Source organism: Aeromonas sp. FDAARGOS 1407, from assembly GCF_019048725.1.
Taxonomy (GTDB): domain Bacteria; phylum Pseudomonadota; class Gammaproteobacteria; order Enterobacterales; family Aeromonadaceae; genus Aeromonas; species Aeromonas enteropelogenes.
This window is the reverse complement of sequence record NZ_CP077399.1, coordinates 1,152,294-1,179,107: the sequence shown is the minus strand read 5'-3', so window position 1 is coordinate 1,179,107 and position 26,814 is coordinate 1,152,294. Positions and strand designations below refer to the sequence as shown.

Below are 26,814 nucleotides of genomic sequence, written 5' to 3'. Positions count from 1 at the left end.
TCAATAACCTGAAACAGCATGGCACAGGGATATTGCATATTCTGTGCGCCTACAGCCGATTTTCTCCATTTCGGGGCAGGCAGAGCGATAGTGCGACTCCGTCTGTCAGCAGCCAACGGGCTGGCTACTGACGAGGATTTTCCTCCTCCGGCGGCCCTGCCAGCTCGGGCCGCAACCAGGCGCTGCGAAAATCGAACCAGCCAAGCGCGGTCATCCGAACCCCGTGCACCCCGACCCGGCTCTCCAGCTCCAGCCAGTGGTGAAACAGCGGCACGAACCAACCCTGGCGTTGCACCTCGGCCAGCAAAGCGCGCGGGCCTGGCTCCTCGCCGCGGGTACGCCACTGGGTCAACCCCTGCCACAAGCCCTGCTGGCCGGCCCATACCTTGCGCAGCAGCGGCGTCCCCTGCAGCCAGGCGTAGGGGGCGAAGGCGTGTTCGTGCTCCAGGTTGAGGGTGCCGAGCCAGAGATCCACGTCTTCATCTTCTCCGCTCACCCAGCGGCCGTAATCCAGGGTACGCACCTCGAGTTCGATGCCCTGCTCGGCCAGCAGGCTGGCCATGGCGTTGGCGCACTCGTTGAACTCCAGATGCTGGTTGAAACAGGCCAGAACCAGCCGCGTCGGTCGATGCGACGGTGCGGGTAGAGGTGAGGGCTGCGCTTCGCGCCAGTGGGGCAGAAGCCCCAGCGCGCTGGTCCAGCCCCGTTGCAGTTCGGGGGCGACCCGGGCCATCAGGGCGATGGGGTTGAGCAGCTGTGCCAGCCACTGGCGCAGGGCAGGATCCTGCAGGGATCCGGATCTGTCATCCTGCAACAGGAAGTAGCAGCCGGACTCGAGCTCGGACTCGCCGCGCATGGTGCCCAACTCCGGGCTGTCGCGCCCCAGCTGCAGGTGGCTCTCCAGCCGCTCCGCCAGCTCGGGCAGCATCCAGATGTCGATTTCGTCGAGCAGGGCACGCAACCCGAAGTAGTCGTCGAACGCCTCCAGACACAGGTGCAGGGGATCGTTGGCAGCCACCTTGTAAGGACCCGTGCCCACCGGCTGCAGGGCAAACCCCGCCTCCCCCTTGAGCTCGCGCGGCAATATGACGGCCACCGGCTCGGCCAGCAGGTGGGGCAGCAGGGGATCCGGGCTGTCGAGGTGCAGATCCAGGGTGCGCGGCCAGGGGCTCTCCAGTCGCGCCAGATGGGCGAACAGCGGGCGATCCCGCAAGGCGAGCAGGCTCTCCATCACGTCCTCCACCGCCAGCTCGCGGCCGTGGTGAAAACGCACCGCCGGCCTCAGGTAGAAGCGCCAGTGGCAGGGGCCGAGGCACTCCCAGTGGTGGGCCAGATCCCCCTCGATTTCCCCATTTTCCTCATTTCGCCGGGTGAGGCCGTTGAAGATCTGGCGGCTGAGGTGCACCTCGGAGCGGCGCATGGGACCGGTGGGCAGCAGCTGGGGCAGCGGCCTGTAGTAGGGCACCCGCAGGATCTGGCGCCCCTCCCGGGTGGCCTGACCGAGCTGTTCGATGAGCAGCGGGGTGAGCAGATCCAGCCGATCCTCGGCCAGTCGCACCGCCTGGGCGAGTTGGCCCTGACTGAGCAGATCCCGCAACCGGCGGCGAGTCAGACTCTCCTGACTGTCGAGCAGGGTGAGCCGGGAACGCCGTCCCCTGCCCGCCTCCGCCGACCAGCTGAGCCAGCCCTGTTCCTGCATCCGGCGCAGCAGCAGGCGGGCATTGCGCGGGGTGCAGCAGAGCAGATCCGCCACCTCGGCGAGGCTGATCTCCCGCTCATCGCAGCCAAGCTGCTGGGCGAGTCGTTGAAATTGCTGGTAGAGGCGACCGGTCGGCATAAAAGAGGAAATCCTGTTGCAATAAGTCATCAGTTTTTACTTCCTCATTTTAGCTCAATACTGCCGGTGAACATGAGAGAGAACCCACAGGAGCCCCATCATGAACCAGGTCATCCCCCCCAAACCGAACCGGATCCAGCAGTACCTGCGCCGTTACTTCAAGCGGATCCTGCCCCGTCCGCTGCCGTTTATCGAGGATCCCATGAGCCAGCTCAATCGCCTGATGCAGTGGGACATGAACCAGATCGACGACAGGGAATATCGCCGCCGCCTCTGACATGGCAGGGAATAGATACGGGAGATCTGCCTGTTTACATCGGCCACGGGACTGATAGATTGGACGTCTATCCATCCATGATGGCGATATCCAACAAGGAGTGTGTGATGAAAGATGCGACCCTGGCCCTGCACCACGGCTTTGCCAACGACCCTACCACCAAGGCGGTGGCCGTGCCCATCTACCAGACGGTGGCCTACGAATTCGAGAGCGCCCAGCACGGGGCGGATCTGTTCAACCTGGCGGTGCCGGGCAACATCTACACCCGCATCATGAATCCCACCAACGATGTGCTGGAACAGCGGATGGCAGCGCTGGAAGGGGGCATAGCCGCGCTGGTGGTTTCGGCCGGTTCCGCCGCCATCACCTACGCCATCCAGGCGCTGACCGCCGCCGGCGACAACATCGTCTCCACTCCCCAACTCTACGGCGGCACCTATACCCTGTTCGCCCACATGCTGCCGAGCTTCGGGGTCGAGGTGCGCTTCGCCAGGGATGACAGCGCCGAGGCCATCGCCGCCCTCATCGACGACAAAACCAAGGCGGTCTACTGCGAGAGCATCGGCAACCCGGCGGGCAACATAGTCGACATAGCAGCCCTGGCCAAGGTGGCCCACGCCCGCGGCGTGCCGCTCATCGTCGACAACACGGTCGCCACCCCGGTCTTGTGTAAACCCATCGAGCACGGTGCCGACATCGTCGTCCACAGCCTCACCAAATACGTCGGCGGCCACGGCAACTCGCTGGGCGGTGTGGTGGTCGACTCGGGCAAGTTCCCCTGGGCGGATCACGCCGAGCGTTTCCCCCAGCTGACCCAACCCGAACCTTCTTATCACGGGGTGGTCTACACCGAGGCCTTCGGCCCGGCCGCCTTCATCGGACGGGTGCGCACCGTGCCGCTGCGCAATACCGGCGCGGCGCTGGCGCCTATGAACGCCTTCCTGCTGCTGCAGGGGCTGGAGACCCTGAGCCTGCGCATGGAGCGCCACGTGGACAACGCCCTGCAGGTCGCCCACCACCTCAAGCATCACCCCAAGGTGGCCTGGGTCAGCTACGCCGGTCTGCCGGGTCACCCCCACTACCTGCTGGCGGAGAAGTACATGGCCGGCCGCCCCTCGGCCATCCTCTCGTTTGGCCTGAAAGAGGGCTACGAGGCAGGCGTGCGCTTCTACGATGCACTGAAGATCTTCAAGCGTCTGGTCAACATCGGCGACGCCAAGTCGCTGGCCTGTCACCCCGCCTCCACCACCCATCGCCAGCTGAGCGAAGAGGAGCAGGCCAAGGCCGGGGTCAAGCCGGAGATGATCCGGCTGTCGGTGGGGATCGAGGCAATCGAGGACATACTGGCAGATCTGGATCAGGCGCTGGAGGCCTGATCGCCCGCCGTAGCTCCCTCAACCGGCAGCAAAGAGAAGGCCCCGCCAAGCGGGGCCTTCGTCTCTCTGGCCGAGCCGTATCAGCGACTATCGGCCGGCACCTTGTCGCGACGGGATTTCCACCACCAGCGCAGCCGGATCTGGGAGACCAGCATGCCCGCCAGCATCAGGGAACAACCGGCGACGGCGCGCTCGTCCAGGGTCTCGCCAAGCAGCAGCACGCCCCCCACGGCGGCGAACACTGTCTCCAGACTGAGGATGATGGCAGCGTGGGCCGGGTGGGCGCCACGCTGCCCCAGCACCTGCAAGGTGTACCCCACACCGACCGACACCACGCCTGCATAGAGCAGCGCCTGCCACCCGGCCAGGGCACCGCCCAGAGTCGGCGTCTCGATGACGAAGGCGGTGGCAAGACTGAGCAGGCCGCAGACCACGAACTGCACTCCGGCCAGCCGGATGGGGGCGACGCGTCTGGCGTAGTGATCCAGCACCAGCAGATGAATGGCCCAGAACAGGGCGCCGATCACCTGCAGCAGATCACCAAAGCCGATGGTGAAATCATCGGTCACGCTCAGCACATAGAGGCCGGCCACCGCGATCAGGGCCCCTACCCAGGTGTTGGCCCCCGTCTTGTGATGGAGCAGCAGACCCAGCACGGGGACCAGTATGATGTAGAGCCCTGTGATGAAGCCCGCCTTGGCGGCCGTGGTATAGAGCAGTCCCACCTGCTGCAGGGAGGCGGCACAGAACAGTACCAGCCCGGCCAGCATGCCGCCCACCAACAACTGGCGGTGCGAGCCCTGAGTGACGGTCGGCTGCCTGGCCTTGAGCCACCACAGCAGGGGTAACAGAGAGAAAGCGCCGAGCAGGAAACGCAGGCCATTGAAGGTATATGGCCCCATATGGTCCATCCCCAGGCGCTGGGCGACGAAGCCCATGCCCCAGATGGTGGCGGCCATCAGCAACATCAGATTGGAACGCATGACGATTCATCCTTAAATCGGCGTTTTACGGAATATCCCGTCCAAGATACCTGCCTCCCCCGTCCCTTGTCTGCAAGGAAAGCGGGTTTTATTCACAGGACCAGCAGGGCCACCAGCAACAGGTTGCTTCTGAGGATCCAGACCACCCGGAAGTGCTGCTGGGTGGAGATCATCGGCGCCTTGCCACTGCGCAGGGAGCGCCGCCAGCGATAGAAGAGGCGGCTGGGGTAGTCGAGGGTGGCGACGATCATCAGAAACAGCGCTGCCTTGGCGAGATATTCGGGGTGGGCAAGAAGCTGTTCCATGGTACGGGCCTGCGCCAACACCAGCAGACAACCGGTCACGAAGAGGCTGAACAACGCCAGGGCGGCGATCCCGTCCACCAGCAGCAGCCGGCGCACACGCACCATGGTCAGACCCCGGCGAAAGATCAGGTATTCGATGGCCAGGGCCAGGATCAGGGTTCCGATGGCACCATCATGGATGACCGGGATCAGGGGGTGTGTCAGCATTGCAAGTTTCTCATTTTCCGCCTTTAGACGTGCGCTGCGCCATCATATATGCTGGAGTCACCCGAGACGAAAAGGATAGCGTCATGTCCCCAGCCAAGCCCAGGAGCACCTGGTCTTTGATTGCCCGAATGCGGCTTGGCCTGCTGCTGCTTTTCATTCCCGTCCTGTTGCTCGGCAGCATCTACTACCTGCACATGGAGCGCACCCTGCGCCAGGAGCAGGAGAACAACCTGATGGCCCGCAACACCCAGTACCTGCATACCCTGATCGAACCCTATCTCGAAGAACTTGAACGCCAGTTTACGCTGATTTATCAGCAGGTAAATTATCAGGATTTCAGCGAGCCGCAGATCCACAACCGCGCACGCTACCTGCAGTCATGGCGTGCCTATCAGGCAGTGATGGAGCTGGATTACATCTATGTGGGCACGGAGCAGCGCCAGATGCTGATCTATCCGTCCTGGCAGGCGGATGACCAGTTCGATCCCAGAACCCGTCCCTGGTACCAGCTGGCCTCCCGCCATCCCGATCAGCTGGTCTGGACTGATCCCTACTACGACTACACCATGGGCACCCTGACCATGGCGCTGGCCAGAACCATCCAGGATCCGGCGGGCAAGCGGGTCGGCGTCCTCTCTCTCGATACCCAACTCACCCCCCTCGCCAACTGGCTAAACAAACGGGATCGGTTGGATCATCAGGAAGAGGGCTACCAGATCCTGCTCAACCAGGATGGCGTTGTGCTGGCTCACCCTGATCGCAACCTGGTGTTCAAACCCCTGCCCCAGATCGGCTGGCAGGTTCGCATGTCGGCCCCGCAGGGCTTCTTCCTCGATGAAACGAGCGACCTCATGGTGGCCTACCACCATATCCCCAGGCTGAACTGGATCCTGCTCAGCGTGGCGCCGACCGCCCATATGCAACAGGTCACCAACAGCGTCTCCATCAACGTACAGCTGATGATCGGATTCGCCTTCGTGCTCTATCTGCTGCTGGCCCTGCTCTGGTCACGTTACTTTCGCCGCATGCTGGGCGAGATCACCCTGCTGATCAGGGCCAGCCGCATCGGCAATATCAGCCCCCAGAGCAACAGCAGGATGCTGGAGCTCGCCAACGTCTACGAGGAGATGGCAGCCGCCAGCCAAGACTTTGCCCAGATCCGCCGCCAGGCCAATCAGGACAAGCTGACCACCCTCTACAACCGGCGCTTCTTCGACGAATGCCTGCAGCAGCAGCTTGATGCCGGCAAGCAAATCGGACTGGTGATGTTCGATCTGGACGACTTCAAGCGGGTCAACGACACCTATGGCCACCAGACCGGTGACGTGGTGCTCCGGCGGGTCAGCAAGCTGGGCTTGAGCCTGTTCCATGAGTGGGGCTGGTTCTGCCGCTATGGCGGCGAAGAGCTGGTGCTTATCTTCCGCCTCGATGAACACACTGACGTGTTTGCCTCCCTGCTGGAAGCCTTTCGCCACGGGGTGGAGCTGCTGGAGTGGCGCGAGCCTGCGCTGCGCATCACCCTCAGCGCCGGGGTGGCCATCAGCCACACCGGCGTATCGGCCAGGGCTCTGGTCGAGCAGGCCGACAACGAGGTCTACCGCGCCAAGCGGGAGGGGAAAAACCGGGTCTGCTTTCCTCTGGCGTCAGCCGACCATTCCGCCCCCTCACCGACCGGCGACGGCTGATCCCCGCACTGGTTTTTCAGCGCCTGGCTGCCAAGCACACCAACTCACAGTAGCAACCAAAACGTCCGCAAAAAAACGAGAGGCCCGCAGGCCTCTCGTGTTGCATTCGGGGGACCAGCGTCACCGCTGCCACGCCAGGGTCGGCCAGCCCAGCTCATCTGCCAGCTGGCGCAGGGCCGGCGCCGGGTTGACCGCATGGGGATGGTCTACCGCCCGCAGCAGGGGCAGATCGTTGTGGGAGTCGCTGTAGCCGTGGCTCTCCCGCCAAGGGTCGGCGCTTGCGGCAAACAGCTGGTTGATGCGGGCCACCTTGCCCTCGCGAAAACTGAGGGTGCCGCGGGTCTGGCCGGTCAGCATGCCGGCCTCTTCATCCAGCAGGATAGCCACGCAGTGATCCATCCCCAGCATCCGGGCCATGGGGGCCACCAGATGCTCGCCGGAGGCGGAGATGAGCACCAGCTCGTCGCCGCGCTTGCGGTGCCACTCGATGCGCTCCACCCCCTCAGGGTAGATGCGCTCGCGCAGCACCTGCTCGGCAAAGCGGGCACAGAGCGGGTCGAGCCACTGGCGCGATTTGCCTGCCAGCGGCTGCAGGGTGAAGGCCATGTACTGGTGCATGTCCATCTTGCCCTGATGGTAGAGGGACATCATCGCCTGCTCCTCGGCGATCATGCCGGCCGGGGCCAGCTCCTCGGTCACCATGTACTCCAGCCAGAGGCTGGCGGAATCCCCCGCAATCAGGGTCTCGTCCAGATCAAACAGTGCCAGTGCCATGGGCGCTCCTCGCAGTGAAAATGGAAATGTAATGGGGCGTCATGCTACCTCACAGAGTTGATCCCGGGCCACCGCCAGGGTCACGGCACTGCCCACCGGCAGCAGATCCCGGGCCGAGCGGTTGAGGCAGTCCACCGTCAGCAGGCCCGCCGCGCAGCTCACCTGATAGCGGATCACGTTGCCGAGCAGTTGCTGTCCGCTGATAACCCCCGGCAGGTGCGGCTCGTCGCTGCGGGTGCCGGCCGGCAGCAGGGAGAGGGATTCTGGTCGCAGCGCCAGCTTGCCGCGGCAGTGCTGGCCGAACAGGGCCTTGGCTTGCTCGCCATCGAGCAGGTTGTAGTTGCCGATAAAGCCCGCCACGAAGGCGTCGGCGGGGCGGGTGTAGATCTCCTCCGGCGTGCCGCTCTGGACGATGGATCCCTTGTTCATCAGGAAGATCCGATCCGACATGGTGAGCGCCTCCTCCTGATCGTGGGTGACGAAGATGGTGGTGAGCTCGAGGCGCTGCTGGATCTCGCGGATCTGCTGGCGCAGGCTGCGGCGGATGCGGGCATCCAGCGCCGAGAGCGGCTCGTCCAGCAGCAGGATCCGCGGTTGCACCACCAGGGCCCGGGCCAAGGCCACCCGCTGGCGCTGGCCACCGGAAAGCTCGGCCGGATAGCGGCGCTCGAAGCCGGTCAGCTCCACCAGCTCCAGCGCCTCCTGCACGCTGGCGGCGAGATCCCGCCCCGGCTGGGGCTTCATCTTGAGGCCGAAGGCGACGTTGTCCCGCACCGTCATGTTGGGGAACAGCGCATAGCTCTGGAACACCATGCCGATGCCCCGCTTCTGGGGTTCCTGCCAGGTAATGTCCTCCCCGGCCACTCGCACCTGACCGCCATCCACCGGGGTGAGCCCGGCCAGCGCCCGCAGCAGGGTGGACTTGCCGCAGCCGGAGGGGCCGAGCAGGGTCACCAGCTCCCCCTTGCGGATGCCGAATTCAATCCCCTCGAACACTCTGGTGTCGCCGTAAGATTTGTGCAGTTGATTCACTTCTAAATGGAACATCTTGATTCACCTATGAAATCTGTTCGCCGCCCAGGTGAGCAGCAGGGTCAGCAGGAAGTAGCTCATCACCAGCGCGCTGGTGAAGTGGCCCGAGGTCGAACGCATGTTGTAGAGGTAGACCTGCAGGGTCTCGTAACGGGTGCCCACCAGCATGTTGGCGAACACGAACTCGCCGAGCAGGAAGGAGAGGGAGAGAAACAGCGCAGCCAGCAGCCCCTTGCGCAGGCAGGGGATCACCACCAGCAGGAAGGCGCGCCGGCTGCTCGCCCCCAGCAGGTGGGCGGCATCCATCAGATCCCTGAGCGGTACCCCCTGCAGGCTGTTGGCCAGCGCTCGGTACATGAAGGGGAGCACCACGGTGAACCAGGTGCCGATCAGGATCCACGGCGTGCCGATAATGGGCAGGGCGCCGTCGGCGTAGATCTGCAGCAGCCCCACCGACGACACCACGGGCGGCACCGCGAAGGGGAGCAGGATCAACAGGTTCATCCAGGGATCCAGCTTTGGGAAGTAGTAGGCCACCACCAGCACGGTGGGCACCAGCACCAGGGTCCCCAGCAGCAGGGTGGCGAAGCAGACCAGCAGGCTTCGGCCAAACGCCGCCAGAAAGCGCGGGTCGCCCCAGAGCTTGAGATACCAGTCGAGGGTGAAGCCGTCTGGCAGCAGGGTGGCCCCCCAGCGGGTGGAGATGGAGTAGAGAAAGGTGGCCAGCAGCGGCAGCAGCAGGGTGGCCACCAGAGCCCCCAGCACCCAGCGCGGCCAACCCGGTTTCAAATCATGCATGGGATTGCCCCCTGTTCACGTAGCTCTTTTTCAGCAGCCACTGGTTGGCGGCCGTCACCACCCCCAGCAGCACCATCAGGATCACCGCCAGCGCCGCCGCCAGATTGGGCTCGAGGAAGATGTCGCCGGAGACCAGGCTGGCCACCCGGATGGTCACCAGGTTGAAGTTGCCGGTAGTGAGGGCATAGGCGGAGGCATAGGCCCCCACCGCGTTGGCAAACAGGATGATCAGGGTGCCGAGCAGGGCGGGAGTGAGCACAGGCAGCGCCACGTGCCACACATACTGTCCCTTGCTCGCGCCCAGCAGCGCGGCCGCCTGCGGCCACTCATCCTGCAGCGCATCGAAGGCCGGGTAGAGCAGCAGCAGGGCGAGCGGGATCTGGAAGTAGGTGTAGATGAGGATGAGGCCGCTGCCCGAATAGAGGTTGAAGCCGTCGATGAGGCCCCAGGATTTCAGCAGCAGGGTCACGGCGCCATTGATGCCGAGAATGATGATGAAGGCGAAGGCCAGCGGCACCCCGCTGAAATTGCCGGTCATGGTGACAAAGGCCAGCAGCAGCCGTTTCACCCGCTCGCCACTGTGGCGCAGCGCCGCCGCCCCGAGCGTGCCGATGGCAAGGCCCGCCAGACTGGCGATGCCGGCGATGCGCAAGGAGTTGCCGAACGATTGCAGATAGAAGGGGGAGCTCAAAATCTCCCGGTAGTAGTCGAGGCCCCAGCCGTCTGGGGTCTGAAAGCTGCCCACCAGCACCCACACCATGGGGGCGAGCTGGAACAGGATCATCAGGAGAACGAACGGCAGCAGCACCAGGGCGGGCAGCCAGTGGCGGCGCAGCCGGCGCCGGGTGACGGTCGGTTGATCCGCGAGGATCTCGGTGGTGGCGGGCATCATCAGTGTACCTCCGGCAGGTTGCCGACCTTGAGCAGCGGCGGGCAGCCTGGCTTGTCGTGGGAAACTCCCAGCAGGTCGGCCATCAGGGCGCAGAGCTGGGTCTGCTGCATGGCGGGGCCGGCCGGCCACTGGGCCACGAACGCATCGCCAAACAGCCAGAGCGGCACCCGGCGCTCTTCGGTCAGGGTGCCGCCGTGGCTCAAGTCGTTGTTCATGCCGTGATCCGAGGTGATCACCACCTGATATCCCTCCGCCAGCCACTGGGGCAGCAGGTCGGCCAAGAGGCTGTCCATCCGGCGCGCCTGATTGCGGTACTGACGGGAGTCGAGGCCGAACCTGTGGCCCGCGTCATCCACCCCCATCGGGTGGATCAAGAGAAAATCGGGGTCGTACTGGCTGCGCAGCCACTCGCCATCCATCAACAGGTGGCTGTCGGGGTAGCCGTCATCCCAGTAGAAACAGCCGTGCTGGATGGGCAGTCGCTCGTCATGGGTGAAGCGATCGCGGGCCGCTTGCCAGGGGCTCTGGTTGTAGAGCTCGCTCACCCAGTGATAGGCCGCCGCCGCGGTGCGTTTGCCGCCCGCCCGGGCCAGATGGAAGATGGACTCCTGCCGGCTCAGACGGCTCACCCCGTTGTGGGTGATGCCGCTCTCCACCGGCGTCGCCCCGGTCAGGATGCACTCGTAGAGGGGCCGGGAGAGGGAGGGCAGGGCGCAGCTCAGAGTGGCCTGCAACCCTTGTCCTGCCTCCACCATGCCCGCGAGGTAGCCCATGCAATGGGCTACCTCGGCAGAGAGGCCATCCACAAGTACTACTATCACCTTGTGTTGCACTGGCCGCTCCTTACTGCATGTTGATCATGACGGTTTCCTGCCACTGGCGCGGCAGGGCCTTGGAGCTCTGCTCCCAGGCGGCGTGATCCTGGACCGGTTTGGCGTTGGCGTACTGCTCGGCTGGCAGCAGCTTGGCCTTGACGTCATCCGGCAGAGTCACGTTGCTGCGGATAGGGCGGGCGTAGCCGCGTGCCAGGTTGATCTGGCCGGCGTCGGAAAGGATGTATTCCCGCGCCAGCTTGGCGGCGTTGGGGTTTTTGGCCCACTTGTTGATGATGGTGGTGTAGCCGGCGATGACGGAACCGTCGCTCGGGATCACCACATCAAACTTCTTGGGGTCGATCTGGTCGCGGTAGTTGAGCGCGTTGAAGTCCCACAGCACACCCACTTCCACTTCGCCCTTCTCGATGTTGGCGATGGTGGGGTCGTTCAGCGACAGACGCCCCTGCTGGGCCAGCTTGCCGAACAGCTCCAGCGCAGGCTTGAGGTTCTTCTCGCTGCCGCCGGTGGCATAGGCCGCCGCCAGCACGCCGTTGTTGGCCTGGGAGGCGACACCCACGTCACCCAGGGTCACCTTGTAGTCGCCGCCCAGCAGGGATTGCCAGCTGGTGGGGGCTGCCTTGACCAGATCCTTGTTGATCAGGAAGGCGATGGTGCCGGTATAGGCCAGCATCCAGTGACCGTCCGCATCCTTGGCCCAGTTCGGAATGTCGGCCCAGGTGGAGGGTTTGTAGGGCTGGGTGACCCCCTGCTTGACCGCGACCGGGCCGAAGGCGCCGCCCACATCGCCGATGTCGGCGGTGGCGTTGCCCTTCTCGGCGGCGAACTTGGCGATCTCCTGGGCCGAGCTCATGTCGGTGTCCTGATGCTTGATGCCGTAGAGGCTGCCGAGCTGCTGCCAGGTATCCTTCCAGTTGGCCCAGCTGTCCGGCATGCCGACGCTGCTGAGCTGGCCTTCACCGCGGGCGGCCTTTTCGAGATCCGCGATGTTCTCGGCGGCAAACAGTGGCTGACTGATGGCCACCAGGGCCAGTGCACTTGCGATCACGCTTTTCATCATTCCATCCCTCTGGACTAGGTCAGTTAAGGTTCGAGAGGGATGCTAGAGGGGAAATATGACGGTGGCGGGGCGCTTTGATGGCAGTTTGATGACAATCGCCCTGTCATGGCGCTGTCATCCTGCACGGTTACAACTCTCAATCCGAGTGAGGCTGGACTACTCCAGCGAGAGTTGAGTCAGCCACAGCAGCCAGGATGATCGACAGGAAGATGAGCGTGATCGAACCGAGATTGAGCGAGCGGGCAGTGGCCGATGGCCGCGCCTCCAAGTGTGAACAGATTTGCCAGACCCTGCGCCGCTATATCGGCAGCGGTCAGCTGGAGGCGGGGCAGCAGCTGCCGGCCGAGCGGGCCCTGAGCGAGCGCTTCGCCACCACCCGCATCACCATCAAGGAGGCTCTCTCAAGTCTCGAGGCGGATGGCCTCATCTACCGGGCCGAGCGGCGCGGCTGGTTCGTGGCGCCCCCCAGGCTCACCTACGACCCCGCCATCCACACCCACTTTCACCAGTGGATCGGCGAGCAGCAGCGCACCGCCGAGACCCGGGTGCTGGCCCACGGCGGCGAGCTGGCCAGCAGCGAGCTCTGCCGCTGGATGGGGCTGGAGCCTTTCACCCCGCTCTATGAAATCCGCCGCCTGCGCCTTATCGACGGCCGCCCCGTGCTGCACGTCAGCCACCACCTGCTGGCCAGCCGCTTTCCCGATATCGCCAGCGCGCCGCTGGCCAGCTCTCTCACCGAGCTCTATCGGGAGCGCTATGGCATAGGCCAGGGTGGGGCGAGTCTCGAGATCACCCCCTCGGCGGCGCGCGGTGCCATTGCCCGCGCCCTCAATCTGGCGGAGGGGAGCGCCGTGCTGCGGCTGGTACGGGTCAACTACGACGAGCGGGGAGCGCTGGTGGATTGCGATATTGAACACTGGCGACCGGATGCCATCCGCATTCACCTCGATACACGAATATTGCAGCCCCTCGCAGGCAAGCTGCCGCAAACCCGGCTCGTCGATTAGGGAATATCCAGAGCACTGCCGGACACAGTGGCGATCCGCATCCATCTCGATACTCACACCCTGCCGCCTGCATTCGAGGGGCCATTACAGACCCTGGTCGCGGATCGGGGATGAGCCGGCGAACACAGACGGGCAACGCGGGTGCGCATGAGGTCATGGGTATCGCCTGAACAGGCGGACAACTCAGGGAGATAAAGAGATGCGGATCCCGCGGGATCCGCCGGGATCAGTTGTCGATATTGGGGATCAGGTCGTCGAAGCTTTGATAGCCGCAGTCCGCCAGTTGCAACGACATGGTGTAGGTCTTGCTGTGTTCCTGATGGCCGATGGCGGGGCGATTGAGCTTGAGTTCCTGATGCCAGTACTCCTTCATCCGCTCGATCAGCGCCATCGCCTCGCTCTCGTTGAGATGGAGCTGACACAGGGCCATGTAGTTGTTGGGCTTGTGCATGTTCTCCACCAGATAATCCCCCAGCACCGACATCGCCTGGCGGGCCTGCTGGCGAGCGAAGCGGCTGTGCTGCTCGAAGCTGATCCGTTCGCTGATGAGGAAGTGATAGCTGTTGTCGAGGCCAAGCTGCAGTATGCCGAGCTTCTCCAGCTTGCGCAGGTAGAGGTAGCAAGAAGCGTCGGTCAGGCCATACTCCCGCTTGAGATCGATCAGAGTCTTGTCGCGCCAGAAGATATTGGCGAGAAAGGCGTAGAGGCCGGGCTCATTGTGAAACGCCTCGTCCTGCTCCTGGGTGAAGACGGCGCGCCGACTCTGGGCATCCTGAGTGCGATCCAGCAGCTCTTCGAATGACAATCCCACCAGATGGCAGATCTCCAGCAGGGTGTCGAATGGCAGGGAGGGCTTGTTCATCATCCGTTTGACGGTGGCGATGGAGACCCCCATGGCCTCCGCCAGGGTCTGATAGCGGATCCCCTTGTCGGTCAGGCTCTTTTTCAGGGTATCGAGGATCTGGTTGGCCAGGGTCTGGCTGTAGGTCATGCCACTCTTCCTTGTTGTTGCAGCTTGATTGCATGGTTATGCCGAGTCAGCTTATGAGCCACATTAAGGCATAAGGCTCAAATATTGACACCGAAAAATTGTCATCGAGAAAAAATGCCCCTGCGAAGGGCGAAGGCCAGACCAGTTACGGAAGCAAGTATCAAAAATTGATACTTGGCAGCGCATATCTTTCAACTCGTAAACATTTTACTAGTGCTGCATATAACAAGGCGCATAATCAAAACGTATCGAATTCAAGACCTTCCTGGTTGAGAAATCGATTGTTTGCTTCCAAATTTTTTTGATTTTAAACCGCAAGGTTTTTTCTCTTTCCTGGCATTGAGCGGCGCTTGCAAGAGCCCCGCTCTTTTCTTTTGCCCGCATCCGGCGAAAAAGGCAATTCCTCCCCCACCAACCAAGCAGATTTGGTGCATAAAAAAGCGCCTGCCAATGACAAGCGCTTGCCTCCTTGTTGTAGCGATCAGATATAACGGATCGCGGTCAGCACCATCACCACCGCCATGCTCGCCATCATGGGCACGAAGGTACGTTTCACCACATCCACCGGGCTCAGATTGGCAATGCCGGCTACCGTGATGATCACCCCGGCCACCGGAGAGATGGTGCGGCCAATCCCGGCGGCAAACAGGATGGGAACCAGCAGCAGCAAAGGGTTGATGTCGAACTGGCCCGACACCAGCGGCACTATGGGAATGAAGGCCATCACGGGCGCATTGCCGGAACCTGTGATAAAGGCGGTCAGCAGGATGAAGAGCGAGAAGACCAGCGACAACCCGATAGGATTGAGATCGAACGACTTGGCCAAATCAATCAGCTGGGTGATGGCGCCAATATTGGTGAGACCGGCGGAGAAAAACTCGGCCGCCAGCATCAGGGTCAGCACGCTGCCGAAGATCATGCCGGTACCGGTCAGCCAGGCTTCAAAGTTGGCAAACGCCTTGTTGATGGAACGATAACGCAGCGCCTCGATAATGATGCAGAGGGTCATGGTCGACATCATGGCCACCGGAATGGTCATCTTGATGGCGCTGACAAACAGCTCGGAGAAGCCGAACAGAAAGACAAAGGGGATCACCGGCAGCAGGGCGTAATAACCCGGAGTGTCATGGTGTTTCTCCTCCAACTCGTGCAAATACTTGCCACGCTCGGCGGCGGTATCGTAACCCTCTTTGCGGTCGCAATATCGCTGCCATGCGATGTTGACGAAGGGAATACACACCAGCAGGGCGATCTGGAACAGCAACTGATGATTCACCACAAACGGCATCACCTCGATATTGATCGCCTTGGCTCCGATCACCGCATTGATCTGGCCGGGACCAAACTCCCAGGCGGTGGGGATCACGATAGTGGCCACCGCCGTCTTGGCACTGATCCCGGCATTACGCAACAAGGGATAGAGGGTGCCCATCAACAGCAGGGAGAGCGAGGTCGCCCCTGTGATAAAGACATAGAGGATGGAAACCAGCAGCAGGATGATCCCCAGCAGGACATAGGGGTTCTCCAGCGCCATGATCGGGCGGGAAGTGGCCTTGACCAGGGCCGCCGAGGCGCCGATCTGGTTGAGGTAGGTCGCCACCCCAGCAATCGCCACCAGGGTCAAACCGGTAGAGGCAAGACGGGAATTGGTCACCATGGCGAACTTCTCCCACAGATCGAAGAACCAGAAGCCCTGGCTCTCTTCGGCAGGCAGAATGGGAGTAATCCCCATCCATTGGGCATAAGCCAGCAGCACCAGACCCGCCGTCAGCAAGGTCGCCTGTGGATTGAATCGCTTGAGCATGGCGTAGGCCACCAGCCCCACCACCACCAGAATCAATATTGTCGACATATCTCCCCCTGTTGCGGCACAGATTAGGCCTGGCCACATCTGATTGCTGTTGCTGAAAATAGGCATTTCGGCGGGGGCAACAATAGCCTGAAAATATAATAAGGGATTGTGATTACTCTCCCAATAACCAATATTGAGTCAACTGTCATACACCAAAGATATATCGTCTTTACAAGAATATGCCCCGTAGCATGGGGATAAGCGAACTTATTATGATGTGGCCCTATAAAACGGGTACAACCTGAATTAAGGCGCACTGTCTCGATCATCGAGCCTTCAGTTCCCTCCTTGAGCGGGATGCACACACCCAGTCCAAAAGTCCGTTACAACAAAAATAATCAACACTTTATGCTAGTTATAAGGTTTAAATGCAGGCGCAAACTTCATTGCACCACAAATGGCCCGGTTGGCACTTCAGGGTTAATCAGGGTAAAAAAATCAACTTATCTCCACGAGTGATAAATAATCGCCCAACAAATGATAAGTAACCTGTCGCCGCGTAAACAGGCCGCAAAATAGCAAATCAGTTCAAGCAAAGAGTCCGTTTAATATATAATCCGCAGTGAAGAGATCTATTATTGAGCCTTAACACCAATACTTATTAATTTATCATCATGACAATACTCGCTATCGCTTAAAATATATGAGTAACAGCGACTCATTATTATCAACCATCCATACGACAAGCCCTCTCCTCATAGAGAGTCAACAAGATATCCATGACAGTTATCCAGGAGAGCAGCACAACCTAGGTCAGGCCAAACCACACACCGTGACAAAGGGCCGGAGGCATCGCCATCCGGCCCTTTGTCATATGCCATTACCTCCCTCAACAGACCCGGTTCTTGCCCCGCTGCTTGGCTTGATAGAGGGAGCGATCGGCCCGCACCATCAGGCTTTCCGGCGGCTCGCCCTGCTGGTACTCCGCCAGTCCGAAACTGATGGAGATGGACATATGAGGACAGATGGAGGCTACCGCCATCAAGGCCTGCAGCTTGTTCGCCACCTTCCTGGCATCCTCCAGGCCCGTGTTGGGCAACACCACCATAAACTCGTCGCCACCCCAGCGGGCCAGCAAATCGATCTCGCGGATATGGTTGCGCACCAGCGCCACTATGTTGATCAGGGTCTGATCCCCGGCGGCGTGGCCATGGCTGTCGTTGATCCGCTTGAAGTCATCCACATCCATGGCGATCACGGTAAACACCTGATGGAAACGGCGGGCCCGCTCGCACTCCAGTTGCAACACCCGCTCCAGCCGGTAGCGGCTGGCGGCGCCGGTCAGGGAGTCAGTCTCGGCCAGCTGGCGATTCTCCTCCACCTTCTGCAGCAAGGCGGCGTTGAGCTGCTCCAGCTCGGCGGTGCGCTCGGCCACCAGCTGTTCCAGCGACTGGTTGCGCCGCTCCAGCTGATCCAGCAGCAGCTTCTGGGCATTGATATCGCGATGAGCGCCTATCATCCGGGCCACGGAACCATCCTCGTTGCGAGCGATGATCCGGCCGTAGTCCTCGATCCAGACGAAGGATCCATCCTGGCAACGGCAGCGGTACTCGACCCTGTATTCGGGAGAGGTGCCGTTCAAACAGGCATCGAAGTGGGCCATCACCCGCTCCATGTCATCGGGGTGGATCACCGTCTCCCAGGTGAAGACGTTGTTGCCCAGCGAATGGGGCTCGTAACCCAGCATCCGGTACCAGCCGGGGTTGCGATAGACGAACCCGCTATTGGCGTTCCAGTCCCAGATCCCGTCGCTGATCACCTCGAGGATGCCGTGAACTACCGCCTCGCTGACATCCGATATCCGGATCGTCGTGCTCTCCTGCACCATAGTTATCATCCTGATTTCTGCCCCATGACCCTACGGGGAACAAGTCTATTCAACCCATCGAATTATCTTGGCACAGGATCCGGGATCTCTCCGCTTTCTGGCTCACCCGGCAGATCGGCCACCACAAGCAGATCCCTCTGGCCAAGCGTCATCATGAGTATGGCGAAGGGTTTCACTCTTATCCTTTTTTGAAGGCGGGATGATGCCGGTTGCGATAGTGGCTGGGGGCCAGGCCAAACTGGCGCTTGAAGGCGGTGGAGAAGTGGTACTCGTTTTTGAAGCCGCACTGCCGGGACAGCCGCTTCATGGGATCGGCGCTGCTGGCCAGCAAGAGCGCCGCCCGCTGCAACCGCAATCGCTGCAACAACCCCATGGGGGCCAGCGCGAAGTGCTGCTGGCATAGGCGGTAGAGCTGGCGCTCGGAGAGATGCAGAGTGCCGGCCATGCGCGCTATGTCCCAGGGCTCGGCCAGCGCCTCCTTGAGCAGCAGCTCGAGGCGCAGCGCCAGCCGCTCGCCGCGGCTCTGCCCCTCCCCTTTTTGCAGCAGGCGGCGCAAGTAAAAGCCGAGCTGCTCCACCAGGAGGGCACAGAGCAGCGGATCCTGATGGCGTTCCTGCTCTGCATAGAGGTTCTCGACGGTGCGCAGCAAAGTCGCCTGCTGGGAAGTACAGCCGAGCCGGGGGCGGCTGGCAAAGGCATCCCAGGGGGAGTCCCTGTGCAGCAGCAACCACACCAGATCCCACTCGCCCGCCTCACCCAAGTGATAGCAAAGTGGTTGGCCCGCCGGGATCAGGACCCACTCGCCGACCGGAAGTCGCTCGAGGCGATCGCCCACCAGTACCTCCCCCTCGCCCCCCAAGGTCAGCAAAAAGCAGTGCATATCGGCAAAGCGGCGCGCGATACGGTAACGGGTCTTGAGGCGAGAGAACCCCGCCAGCCACACCTGCTCCTGCGCGAGGGCCGGCAGCAGGCTGTCACAGCAGATCTGCTCGCGGCAGTCGGGGGAGACATCGATAAGCTCGGTGTTGGCAGTTTCAGACATCATCAGGACGGCATCAGCCATGTCGGCAAGGATGGCGCGAGCATAGCATGGAGCCATCAACCCAAGGAGTGACACATCATGCACATTCATCACGTCGCCATCTGGGCGCAGGATCTGGAGGCTCTCAAAACCTTCTATTGCAAGCTGTTTGGCGGTCAGGCGAATGAGCGCTACCACAACCCGACCAAGCAGTTTTCCTCCTACTTTGTCCGTTTCGAAGACGGCGCCAGCCTGGAGCTGATGCACACCCCTATCCTGTTTCCGGCGGATCTGCACCTGCCGCATCCGCTGCAAGGGCTGGCCCATATCGCCTTCTCCCTCGGCAGCGTGGAGGAGGTGGACAAGATGACTGCCCGCCTCAAGCTGCTCAAGGGCGCCGAGGTCAAACACCTGGACGGCCCCCGCTGGACAGGCGACGGCTATTACGAAAGCACCTTCCTCGACCCGGAAGGCAATCGGCTGGAGCTCACCATCTAATGCCTCAATAATCCCCTCACCCTGACCCTCTCGTAAGTTCGATTAGCGAAGCGTAATCGGACAGCGGTAACGGCATTGTTCCCTTCTCCCGTTTATTTATAAAGAATGGGGAGAAGCGCTGGGGATAAAGGGGAGGAAAAAAGAGATTACACGGTAAACGTTGGGCTTCGCTACGCTCAGCCACAACCTACGCAACTTGTAGGTTGGTGCTGAGCCTGCGAAGCCCAACATACGAGATCAAGCTGCTCAAGGGGGCCGAGGTCAAACACCTGGATGGCCCTCGCTGGACCGGCGACGGCTATTACGAGAGCACCTTCCTAGACCCCGAAGGCAACCGGCTGGAGCTCACCATCTAATACCTGAATGCTCCCCTCACCCTGACCCTCTCGTAAGTTCGATTAGCGAAGCGTAATCGGACGATGGTAACGGCATTGCTCCCTTCTCCCGTTTATTTATAAAGAATGGGGAGAAGCGCTGGGGATAAAGGGGAGGAAAAAAGAGATTTCTCGGTAAACGTTGGGCTTCGCAGGCTCAGCCACAACCTACACAATCGGTAGGTTGGTGCTGAGCCTGCGAAGCCCAACATGCGAGTTCAGCTTATAAGCATTTAAATAGTTCCATTTCGGTCATATTTGAAGGTAAACTGACGACAATTACACAATACAATTTACATTACTTCATGGTTTTATTAAATGAACAGCATCATTTATAACTTACTCTCAAAAGGTAAAGAAGGTCTCTGGTGGGACTTCAAACAAAAGTTCCACAATAATATGGTTGCAATGATCCATGATATTCTATGTATGGCTAATGTAATTCACAATGGGAATAGATACATAGTTTTCGGAATATCTGATTCATTAGAAGTAGTTGGATTAAACGACAGTGATAAAAAATATACCCAAGCTGATATTATAACTGCGCTTAGAGGACTACGTTTTAGTGAAGATAACATTCCAAACATTCAGCTTGATTCCTTACAATTTAATGAAGCCAAGTTAGCAATCCTAACAATATTTAATGAGCCTTTAAAACCATATTACCTGACAAAAGAATACAGTCATCAGGGTAGAACAATACGAGCAGGTGTTGTTTATTCACGGACAAATGATGCTAATACACCATTAGATTCATGTGCCAATCCAATTGATGTCAGAACGATGTGGTTTGAAAGGTTCGGTCTCAACCTAACAGCCCCTGATAGATTCTCTATTCTTTTAGAAGATGCCAAATGTTGGGACTATGATGGTATTAGCCAAGCCTTCTATTCTAATGATCCTGATTTCACTATTGAGATTGGGAGTGTAGAACATGAGGGGGGTAATTATTGGTGGCAAAACTTATATTTTGAGAATGCAAGACAGTTTGACTACCACTTAAAATATAAGAACAAAATTATTAAAACCTTGCCTGTAGTTAATTTCTACAACGAGGGTTTGACTATACCATTCCCAAGCATTGAGTTTATTACCTATCCAGAAGCTCAAGATGGGACAAATGCCGAATTTTACTGTGAGATTTACTATTATAAGAAAGGAACTATTGAATATAGTTTATTTCAACATATAAGAAAAAGTGAAGTGCATTGCGAAACATATCAAACACTGTCTACACCAATCACAACTCAACTGAAACCACCCATAATAAAATTGCCATTTTTTATAATCGGCAGTGACAGTGAGCTAAATGAACTTTCCGAAAAATTCATGGAAAAATATAATGAGTTTAATTCCTGCAAGTCAGTTTTAATGAGAAAGCATTACCCTGACGGAAATTATAATAGATGGGATGTCGAAAAAATTTTTTCGGAATGGGCTTTTGAACAAATAAATTCCCCCTCTGAATGTTAAATTAGTGAATGACATTAAAACGGCGGTAAATCCCTTTACCGCCATCCAATCGCTCACTCCCCCAACCTCTGTGCCAACCCTGAATAACGCTCGGTCTTTTTCCGTACCGCCTGTGCCAGCAGGGCGCGATCGCCGTAGAGATCGAGCCGGGCCTTGGCACGGGTGATGCCGGTATAGACCAGCTCGCGGGTCAACAGCGGGCTGGGGCTGTCCGGCAGCACCAGCACGGTATGGGCAAATTCCGAGCCCTGGGATTTGTGGATGGTCATGGCATAGACCGTCTCATGGGGCGGCAGCCGGCTGGGCAACAGCGCCCGTAGGGTGCCGTCCGGCTGCTCGAACCAGACCTTGAGCCGCCCGCTTTCATCGGGCAGGCAGAGCCCCATATCGCCGTTGTAGAGGCCGACCCCGTGGTCGTTGCGCACCACCATCACGGGGCGGCCGGCATACCAGTCGCCATCGCGGGCAATCAGCCCCGCCCGTGACAGGGCCAGTTCGAGCCGCTCATTGAGCCCCTCGACCCCGAACGGGCCGTCACGCAGGGCACAGAGGATCTGGAAGCCGTTGAACGCCTTGAACACGGCGGCGGGCTCCTCCCCCGCGCGGGCCGCCTTCAGATAGCTGCCGTAACCGGCCACCCCCTGGGCAATCAATTCGTCGTAGGCCTCCCCCGCCCAGGGGTGCAGGCTGATATCCATAAATCCTGCGCCCCAAACCGCCTCCACCGCCGCCGCATCGCCGCTGTTGCAGGCGCGCGCCAGCTGGCCGATGCCGGAGTGCTGATCGAAGCGCCAGCTCTTGGCCAGCAAACAGAGGCTGTCACGCACCGGTGCCCCCGCGGGCGTGCCCTGCAGGCGGTAACCGGTCTGGCGGGAGAGCCAATCCGCCTGGGCGGGGCTGATGCCCTGTTCGATAAAGCTGCAGATATCGCCGAGCACGGCCCCCGCCTCCACCGAGGCGAGCTGATCCTTGTCGCCGAGCAGAATGAGGCGGGCGTGACTTGGCAGCGCGTCCAGCAGGCGCGCCATCATGGGCAGGTCGACCATGGAGGCCTCATCCACCACCAGCAAATCGAGGTGCAGCGGGTTGCCTTTGTGGTGGCGGAACTGGCTGCGCCCCGGAATGACCCCGAGCAGCCGGTGCAGGGTGCCCGCCTCGGTGGGAATGGCTTCCACCCACTCAGGGGGCAAGTCCAGCGCCTGCAGGGCAGAGCCGATACTCTCGGTGAGGCGCGCCGCCGCCTTGCCGGTGGGGGCCACCAGCCGGATCGCCGGGGCCTTGCCCGCTTGCAGACCGGTCTCCACCAGAATGGCCAGCAGCTTGGCGACCGTAGTGGTCTTGCCGGTGCCGGGGCCACCGGAAATGACCGCAAAGGGGCGCGCTGCGGCGGTGGCCGCCGCCAGCTTCTGGCCGTTGCAGCAGAGCGACTCGGGCACCAGCGCATCCAGCTTGGTCAAATCGCTGGCCGCCTGGGCGCTGGCCAGCAACGCCTCGATGGCGGACCACTCCACCTCGTTCGGGAACACCAGGTCCAGATACTTCTCGATAAAGTGGCGGGCCGAAAAGTCGGGGGCGAGGCGGGCTTTGAGCAGCGCCCCGAACACCAGGCCGTAGTCGCGGGCAAAGAGGCGCGACAGGGCCGGGGCGATCTCGGGCCATTCGGCGCGTTCACTCAAGGCACGAAGATGGCGGGCCACCCCTTGCTCGTGATCGTGGTAGCGGGTGAGGTAGAGACGGCCGTGCCAGAGCCGCAGCGGCCAGCGCGGGGCTTGCCCCTCATCCTGTTCGCTGCCAACCAGCGGGCTTGCCGCAAACAGGGCGGGCCAGCGGGCCGGATCCGCCAGATCGGCCAGCAGATCCCGGCCCTGATCCGGATCCAGCCCGAACGGGCGCAGGGATCCGGTTGCCAGCATCTCCAGCGGCAGGCAGACATGGCCACGCCCCAACTCGAAGCAGGCGAGCGCCGCCCCCAGCACCAGCTCGGGACTGCCACCAAGGTCGGCCACCAGCTTGGCAAATTGCAGATCCAGCTGGCGGATGCGCCCCGCCAGCGCCAGGGCCTTGAGCCGTTCGATCATCATTGCGATCATCATTGCGCTCTTCATGCTTCTACCCCGTTATCCCATTCTTGTGCGAGGGCGGGCGTAACCCCCTCGCTAAACAGCCGATCCAGCCCCTGCACCAGCTCACGGCTGGGGCGGGTATGGAAGATCCCCCCCTGTGGCATGCCACGCAGGAACAGATAGAAGACGCCGCCAAAGTGCTGGTCGAAGTCGTAGCCCGGCAGACGCAGGGTGAGCAGCCGGTGCAGCGCCAGCGAATAGAGCTGGTATTGCAGGTCGTAGCGATGCTCCACCATGGCCTGCTCCAGCGCCGGCCGGCTGTAGTCGGCCGGGCTCATGCCGAGGTGGTTCGACTTGTAGTCGAGCAGATACCAACGCCCCTGCCACTCGAACACCAGGTCGATAAAGCCCTTGAGCATCCCCTGCACGGTGGCGAAGCTCAGCGGCTTGTTGCCCCGCGACAGCGGGTCGTGCTGCTGGCAGAGCGCGGTCAGCGCAGGTGCCGTCACCCGCCCCATGGGCAGGAAGAACTCCAGCTCCACCTGCTTGCGCTCGGGGGCCAGATCCCGCAGCCGCACCGGCTCGCCAAAGCCCGTTTCAAGCGGGGTATCCAGCACCGCCTCCACCTGCTGTTGCAGCACTTGGGCCCAGCTCTCGTCGAAGCCGTCCTGCGCCAGCAGGGTGGCGATATGCTGTGCCAGCGGCTCGCCTGCGGCACTTTGAAAGTCGATGGTCTCGAACAGGCTGTGCAGCAGAGTGCCGGGGCGCGCCCCCTTCGGGAAGGTGAAGATGGAGGGCTGGGGCGCCTGCACTGGCTCTTCGGCAGCCAGCGCAGCCGCCTCGGTCACCACCTCGTCATCGAAGCCGGGGTTGGCCAGCACACCCTTGCTGTGACCGTGGCCCTGGGCCGCGAGACCAGAGTAGGAGCTGATCCACCAGTCCCGCTCAAGGGTGCCGCCAAAGCGGCGCACCTGGGGCTCGCCCAGTTGCTCCTCTTCGGCCGGCAGCGGGGCCGGGCGGGTGAGCGAGGGCTCACCGACGGCCACTCCGGGCAGATCTTCAGCAAGCGCACTGAGGGCGGTGGCCAGGGTTGCGGCGTCCCCCTCCTCCCCCTTTTGCAGCAGGTAGCCGATGGCGGTCTGGTGCAGGTCGGTCTTCTCCGACTTGCCATTGCCGGAGCGCACCGGCGCCAGCCCCAGCCAGGTGGCGTAGACCCCCCGGGTCAGCGCCACGTAGAGCAGGCGCAGATCCTCGGCGAGGCGCTCCTTGTCGGCCTCTGCCAGAGAATCCTCGGCGCCGGTGAGATCGAGGATGGTGCGATTGCCCGCCTCATCGGCCTCGTGATAGAGCGGGGTGTCGGCGCTGCGGTGGCTGCAGATAAAGGGGAGGAACACCAGCGGGTACTCCAGCCCCTTGGATTTGTGGATGGTGACGATCTGCACCAGCTTGCGCTCGGACTCCAGGCGAAGTATCTGCTCCGCATCCTGGCCGCTCTGGCGGTTCACCGCCTCCCCCAGCCAGCGCAGCAGGGCGTATTCGCCGTCCAGCTCGCTGCTCACTTGCTGGAGCAGCTCCCCCAGATGGAGGAAGTTGGTCAGCCGCCGCTCCCCGTAGGGGCTCGCCAAGAGGGAGGAAGCGAGATTGCGCCGGTGCAGCAGGGCCCGCAGCATGGCCAGCACGCCGCGCCTGTGCCAGACCTTGCGGTACTCCATAAACTCCTGCACCGAGCTCTCCCAGGCCCGCTCGTCCGAGGCAAGCTCGTCGAGGGCCTTGGCGTCGAGATCGAACAGGCCGGTGGCAAGCGCCGCCCGCAGGCTCCTCTCCTCGCTCGGGTTCTGGCAGGCGTGCAGAATGAGCAGGATCTCCCGCGCCTCCACCTGCTCCAGCACGCTCTCGCGATTCGACAGATAAACCGAGGCGATGGCGAGCCGTGCCAGCTCCTGCTGCACCAGCTTGCCCTCGGCGCCGGTGCGCACCAGCACGGCGATATCGCCCGCTTTCACCGGCTCACTGCCGATCAGCGCCTTGCCCTCACGAGCGAGCGTCAGCAGGCGGTGGATCTCCGCCGCCGTGGCGCGGGCCATCTTGCTCTGGTAGTCCCCCCGGTTGAAGGTAGGCTGGCCGGTGAGCTGCCAGCAGTGCAGCACGGGGGCGATTTCGCCCTCCAGCAACAGCGCCTTGCTCTTGCCCTGCGCCTCCACCGGCAGGAAGGGGATATCCGCCTCGTAGATAAAGGGATCCTTGGCCCGCTCGAACAGGCCGTTGACCGCCGCCACCAGGGCGCCGCTGGAGCGCCAGTTGCGTCCCAGGGTGTAGTGGGCGCTCACATTTCGCCGCGCCTGAATGTAGGTGAAGATGTCGGCGCCGCGAAAACCGTAGATGGCCTGCTTGGGGTCACCGATCATCAGCAGCGCCGTGTCCTGGTGGCCGCCATAGAGCCGATGGAAGATACGGTACTGCTGGGGGTCGGTATCCTGGAATTCATCGATCATGGCAACCCGGTAGGTGGTGCGAATGCGATCGCAGAGCCGCTCGCCAAGGCTAGAACCCAGCGCCCCGTCGAGGTCTTTGAGCAGATCGTCGAACGAGAGCTGATGGGCCTGGCGCTTGCTCGCATGCATCCGGCTGCGTACCACCACGGCGGCCCGCTGCAGGATCAGATCTCGGATACCGGGGCGGCTCGCCAGCAGCGCGTCGATCTCGCTGAACAGCAGCAGGGTGGGCACTGCGCCCCCCTTCTTGAGGTTTTCCTCCAGCACCGTCTGGCCGAAGCGCTCCAGCTCCTTGGGAATCGCATAGCCGCTGGCCTCATCTTGCGCCCAGTCGGCTATCTTGGCGAGCCAGCCCTCGTAGTTCTTGCCGGTGTAGCGGCTGATCTGGCCGTCGGTCTGGCGGCGGATCTCGTCCACCTGCGCCAGCCAGGCCTCCTTCACTGCCGAGATGCGACTCATGGCCGCCTGATGGCGGGCGGCCAGGGTCTCATCCCCCGGCGGCGGACGCATCTCCAGCTCGCTGTTGTCGAGCCAGCCGTTCATCTCCCGCAGCAGGGCGGCGGGGCTTGGCCAGAGCGCGCGCACCGCGCTTGCCAGGGTTTTGTCCACCGGATAGAACTCGGCGCGCCAGTAGTCGCTCACTGCCTGCAGCCTGAGCTGACTGTCGTCGGTGAGAAATTCGGTTTCGAAGAGGGCGCCCGACTCGAAGGCATTCTGCTTGAGCATCCGCTGGCAGAAGCCGTGGATGGTGAAGACGGCCGCCTCGTCCATCTGCCGTTCGGCGGCCAGCAGGCGGCGGGCCGCCAGCTCGTGATCCTCCACCTCCTCCAGCAGCTGGGCCAGCAGGGCGTCCTTGCTCTCACCACGCATGAAGGCGAGGCGCGCCTCGTGGATGCGACCGCGGATCCGCCCGCGCAGCTCGGCAGTGGCCGCCTCGGTAAAGGTCACCACCAGGATCTCGGTCACCGACAGCGGCCGCTCGTGAGCGCTGGGCTGGCCGGCGTCTTCGCCTTCTTCGATGAGCGGACCGTGGCCCAGCAGCAGGCGCAGATAGAGGCCGGCGATGGTGTAGGTCTTGCCGGTGCCGGCGGAGGCCTCGATCAGCCGCTCGCCATGGAGGGGAAAACGCAGCGTATTGAGCGGGTTAGCCATG

At 61.5% G+C, this 26,814-nt stretch carries 21 protein-coding genes and 1 pseudogene; 7 read left to right on the top strand and 15 right to left on the bottom strand.

Translation table 11 applies throughout. The features are described 5' to 3' along the window. Nucleotides 1-124: 124 nt before the first annotated feature. Nucleotides 125-1,837, bottom strand: coding sequence for an HTH-type transcriptional regulator SgrR (gene sgrR, locus I6L37_RS05620; protein WP_216993471.1), 1,713 nt, complete (start codon nt 1,835-1,837; stop codon nt 125-127). A gap of 100 nt (nt 1,838-1,937) precedes the next feature. Between sgrR and I6L37_RS05615 the strand changes: the two genes are divergently transcribed. Beyond that, a complete protein-coding gene (locus I6L37_RS05615; protein WP_156130297.1) occupies nt 1,938-2,114 on the top strand; it encodes a hypothetical protein in 177 nt (58 codons plus the stop codon). Between the two features lie 107 nt (nt 2,115-2,221). Further along, nucleotides 2,222-3,490 (top strand): O-acetylhomoserine aminocarboxypropyltransferase/cysteine synthase family protein, encoded by a 1,269-nt coding sequence (locus I6L37_RS05610; protein WP_216993470.1) that lies wholly within the window; start codon nt 2,222-2,224, stop codon nt 3,488-3,490. An 80-nt stretch (nt 3,491-3,570) separates the two neighbouring features. Here the strand turns inward: I6L37_RS05610 and I6L37_RS05605 are convergent, their stop codons facing one another. Both I6L37_RS05605 and I6L37_RS05600 read right to left on the bottom strand, forming a co-directional pair. Further along, nucleotides 3,571-4,473, bottom strand: coding sequence for a DMT family transporter (locus I6L37_RS05605; protein WP_216993469.1), 903 nt, complete (start codon nt 4,471-4,473; stop codon nt 3,571-3,573). A gap of 92 nt (nt 4,474-4,565) precedes the next feature. Then, complete coding sequence (locus tag I6L37_RS05600; RefSeq protein ID WP_216993468.1) at nt 4,566-4,985, bottom strand: DUF2214 family protein; 420 nt, start codon at nt 4,983-4,985, stop codon at nt 4,566-4,568. Between the two features lie 83 nt (nt 4,986-5,068). Between I6L37_RS05600 and I6L37_RS05595 the strand changes: the two genes are divergently transcribed. Beyond that, on the top strand, nt 5,069-6,670 hold the full coding sequence (locus I6L37_RS05595) for a sensor domain-containing diguanylate cyclase (RefSeq protein WP_216993467.1): 1,602 nt from the start codon (nt 5,069-5,071) through the stop codon (nt 6,668-6,670). A 120-nt stretch (nt 6,671-6,790) separates the two neighbouring features. Here I6L37_RS05595 and I6L37_RS05590 read toward each other — a convergent pair whose 3' ends face one another. The 6 genes from I6L37_RS05590 to I6L37_RS05565 are packed head-to-tail and all read right to left on the bottom strand — an operon-like array spanning nt 6,791 to nt 12,056. Continuing rightward, complete coding sequence (locus I6L37_RS05590; RefSeq protein WP_216993466.1) at nt 6,791-7,444, bottom strand: HAD family phosphatase; 654 nt, start codon at nt 7,442-7,444, stop codon at nt 6,791-6,793. Between the two features lie 39 nt (nt 7,445-7,483). Next, on the bottom strand, nt 7,484-8,491 hold the full coding sequence (locus tag I6L37_RS05585; protein ID WP_216993465.1) for an ABC transporter ATP-binding protein: 1,008 nt from the start codon (nt 8,489-8,491) through the stop codon (nt 7,484-7,486). Between the two features lie 6 nt (nt 8,492-8,497). Further along, nucleotides 8,498-9,274 carry an ABC transporter permease gene (locus I6L37_RS05580; protein ID WP_211030528.1) on the bottom strand — a complete coding sequence of 259 codons (777 nt, stop codon included), beginning with the start codon at nt 9,272-9,274 and terminating at the stop codon, nt 8,498-8,500. Then, nucleotides 9,267-10,166, bottom strand: coding sequence for an ABC transporter permease subunit (locus I6L37_RS05575; RefSeq protein ID WP_216993464.1), 900 nt, complete (start codon nt 10,164-10,166; stop codon nt 9,267-9,269). Before I6L37_RS05575 ends, I6L37_RS05580 begins: the two co-directional genes overlap by 8 nt. After that, on the bottom strand, nt 10,166-10,999 hold the full coding sequence (locus I6L37_RS05570) for an alkaline phosphatase family protein (protein ID WP_216993463.1): 834 nt from the start codon (nt 10,997-10,999) through the stop codon (nt 10,166-10,168). Before I6L37_RS05570 ends, I6L37_RS05575 begins: the two co-directional genes overlap by 1 nt. A 10-nt stretch (nt 11,000-11,009) precedes the next feature. Continuing rightward, on the bottom strand, nt 11,010-12,056 hold the full coding sequence (locus I6L37_RS05565) for an ABC transporter substrate-binding protein (protein ID WP_216994126.1): 1,047 nt from the start codon (nt 12,054-12,056) through the stop codon (nt 11,010-11,012). 197 nt (nt 12,057-12,253) lie between these two features. On the opposite strand from I6L37_RS05565, the gene I6L37_RS05560 reads away from it, so the two are divergent. Further along, nucleotides 12,254-13,066: a UTRA domain-containing protein gene (locus tag I6L37_RS05560; protein WP_216993462.1), complete on the top strand. Its 813-nt coding sequence runs from the start codon at nt 12,254-12,256 to the stop codon at nt 13,064-13,066. Nucleotides 13,067-13,292: 226 nt separating this feature from the next. On the opposite strand, the gene I6L37_RS05555 is transcribed toward I6L37_RS05560, so the two are convergent. The 4 genes from I6L37_RS05555 to I6L37_RS05540 form a co-directional block, all read right to left on the bottom strand. After that, on the bottom strand, nt 13,293-14,057 hold the full coding sequence (locus tag I6L37_RS05555; protein WP_026457035.1) for a helix-turn-helix transcriptional regulator: 765 nt from the start codon (nt 14,055-14,057) through the stop codon (nt 13,293-13,295). Nucleotides 14,058-14,538: 481 nt separating this feature from the next. Continuing rightward, nucleotides 14,539-15,909 (bottom strand): C4-dicarboxylate transporter DcuC, encoded by a 1,371-nt coding sequence (gene dcuC / locus I6L37_RS05550; protein ID WP_026457034.1) that lies wholly within the window; start codon nt 15,907-15,909, stop codon nt 14,539-14,541. An 829-nt stretch (nt 15,910-16,738) separates the two neighbouring features. Next, complete coding sequence (locus I6L37_RS05545; RefSeq protein WP_201941570.1) at nt 16,739-17,737, bottom strand: sensor domain-containing diguanylate cyclase; 999 nt, start codon at nt 17,735-17,737, stop codon at nt 16,739-16,741. Nucleotides 17,738-17,915: 178 nt separating this feature from the next. Further along, a complete protein-coding gene (locus tag I6L37_RS05540; protein ID WP_216993461.1) occupies nt 17,916-18,782 on the bottom strand; it encodes an AraC family transcriptional regulator in 867 nt (288 codons plus the stop codon). Between the two features lie 75 nt (nt 18,783-18,857). On the opposite strand from I6L37_RS05540, the gene I6L37_RS05535 reads away from it, so the two are divergent. The 3 genes and pseudogenes from I6L37_RS05535 (at nt 18,858) to I6L37_RS05525 (ending at nt 21,106) form a co-directional block, all read left to right on the top strand. Continuing rightward, entirely contained in the window at nt 18,858-19,256 is a 399-nt protein-coding gene (locus tag I6L37_RS05535) for a VOC family protein (RefSeq protein WP_216993460.1), read from the top strand. A 236-nt stretch (nt 19,257-19,492) separates the two neighbouring features. Beyond that, nucleotides 19,493-19,612 (top strand): annotated as a pseudogene (locus tag I6L37_RS05530) (glyoxalase); the annotation flags it as partial. Nucleotides 19,613-19,948: 336 nt separating this feature from the next. Continuing rightward, the gene (locus I6L37_RS05525) at nt 19,949-21,106 is read left to right on the top strand and encodes a helix-turn-helix domain-containing protein (RefSeq protein ID WP_216993459.1); all 1,158 of its coding nucleotides are present in this window, start codon (nt 19,949-19,951) and stop codon (nt 21,104-21,106) included. Nucleotides 21,107-21,159: 53 nt separating this feature from the next. Here I6L37_RS05525 and recD read toward each other — a convergent pair whose 3' ends face one another. Beyond that, nucleotides 21,160-23,199 (bottom strand): exodeoxyribonuclease V subunit alpha, encoded by a 2,040-nt coding sequence (gene recD, locus I6L37_RS05520; RefSeq protein ID WP_216993458.1) that lies wholly within the window; start codon nt 23,197-23,199, stop codon nt 21,160-21,162. Nucleotides 23,200-23,207: 8 nt separating this feature from the next. After that, nucleotides 23,208-26,813: an exodeoxyribonuclease V subunit beta gene (gene recB, locus I6L37_RS05515; protein WP_216993457.1), complete on the bottom strand. Its 3,606-nt coding sequence runs from the start codon at nt 26,811-26,813 to the stop codon at nt 23,208-23,210. Nucleotide 26,814 lies beyond the last annotated feature (1 nt).

Excerpts from the sequence above, each read along its gene's own strand:
- sgrR (WP_216993471.1), bottom strand. The coding sequence starts at position 1,837 with ATGCCGACCGGTCGCCTCTACCAGCAATTTCAACGACTCGCCCAGCAG.
- I6L37_RS05615 (WP_156130297.1), top strand. The coding sequence starts at position 1,938 with ATGAACCAGGTCATCCCCCCCAAACCGAACCGGATCCAGCAGTACCTG.
- I6L37_RS05610 (WP_216993470.1), top strand. The coding sequence starts at position 2,222 with ATGAAAGATGCGACCCTGGCCCTGCACCACGGCTTTGCCAACGACCCT.
- I6L37_RS05605 (WP_216993469.1), bottom strand. The coding sequence starts at position 4,473 with ATGCGTTCCAATCTGATGTTGCTGATGGCCGCCACCATCTGGGGCATG.
- I6L37_RS05600 (WP_216993468.1), bottom strand. The coding sequence starts at position 4,985 with ATGCTGACACACCCCCTGATCCCGGTCATCCATGATGGTGCCATCGGA.
- I6L37_RS05595 (WP_216993467.1), top strand. The coding sequence starts at position 5,069 with ATGTCCCCAGCCAAGCCCAGGAGCACCTGGTCTTTGATTGCCCGAATG.
- I6L37_RS05590 (WP_216993466.1), bottom strand. The coding sequence starts at position 7,444 with ATGGCACTGGCACTGTTTGATCTGGACGAGACCCTGATTGCGGGGGAT.
- I6L37_RS05585 (WP_216993465.1), bottom strand. The coding sequence starts at position 8,491 with ATGTTCCATTTAGAAGTGAATCAACTGCACAAATCTTACGGCGACACC.
- I6L37_RS05580 (WP_211030528.1), bottom strand. The coding sequence starts at position 9,274 with ATGCATGATTTGAAACCGGGTTGGCCGCGCTGGGTGCTGGGGGCTCTG.
- I6L37_RS05575 (WP_216993464.1), bottom strand. The coding sequence starts at position 10,166 with ATGATGCCCGCCACCACCGAGATCCTCGCGGATCAACCGACCGTCACC.
- I6L37_RS05565 (WP_216994126.1), bottom strand. The coding sequence starts at position 12,056 with ATGAAAAGCGTGATCGCAAGTGCACTGGCCCTGGTGGCCATCAGTCAG.
- I6L37_RS05560 (WP_216993462.1), top strand. The coding sequence starts at position 12,254 with ATGATCGACAGGAAGATGAGCGTGATCGAACCGAGATTGAGCGAGCGG.
- I6L37_RS05555 (WP_026457035.1), bottom strand. The coding sequence starts at position 14,057 with ATGACCTACAGCCAGACCCTGGCCAACCAGATCCTCGATACCCTGAAA.
- dcuC (WP_026457034.1), bottom strand. The coding sequence starts at position 15,909 with ATGTCGACAATATTGATTCTGGTGGTGGTGGGGCTGGTGGCCTACGCC.
- I6L37_RS05545 (WP_201941570.1), bottom strand. The coding sequence starts at position 17,737 with ATGGTGCAGGAGAGCACGACGATCCGGATATCGGATGTCAGCGAGGCG.
- I6L37_RS05540 (WP_216993461.1), bottom strand. The coding sequence starts at position 18,782 with ATGATGTCTGAAACTGCCAACACCGAGCTTATCGATGTCTCCCCCGAC.
- I6L37_RS05535 (WP_216993460.1), top strand. The coding sequence starts at position 18,858 with ATGCACATTCATCACGTCGCCATCTGGGCGCAGGATCTGGAGGCTCTC.
- I6L37_RS05525 (WP_216993459.1), top strand. The coding sequence starts at position 19,949 with ATGAACAGCATCATTTATAACTTACTCTCAAAAGGTAAAGAAGGTCTC.
- recD (WP_216993458.1), bottom strand. The coding sequence starts at position 23,199 with ATGATGATCGCAATGATGATCGAACGGCTCAAGGCCCTGGCGCTGGCG.
- recB (WP_216993457.1), bottom strand. The coding sequence starts at position 26,813 with ATGGCTAACCCGCTCAATACGCTGCGTTTTCCCCTCCATGGCGAGCGG.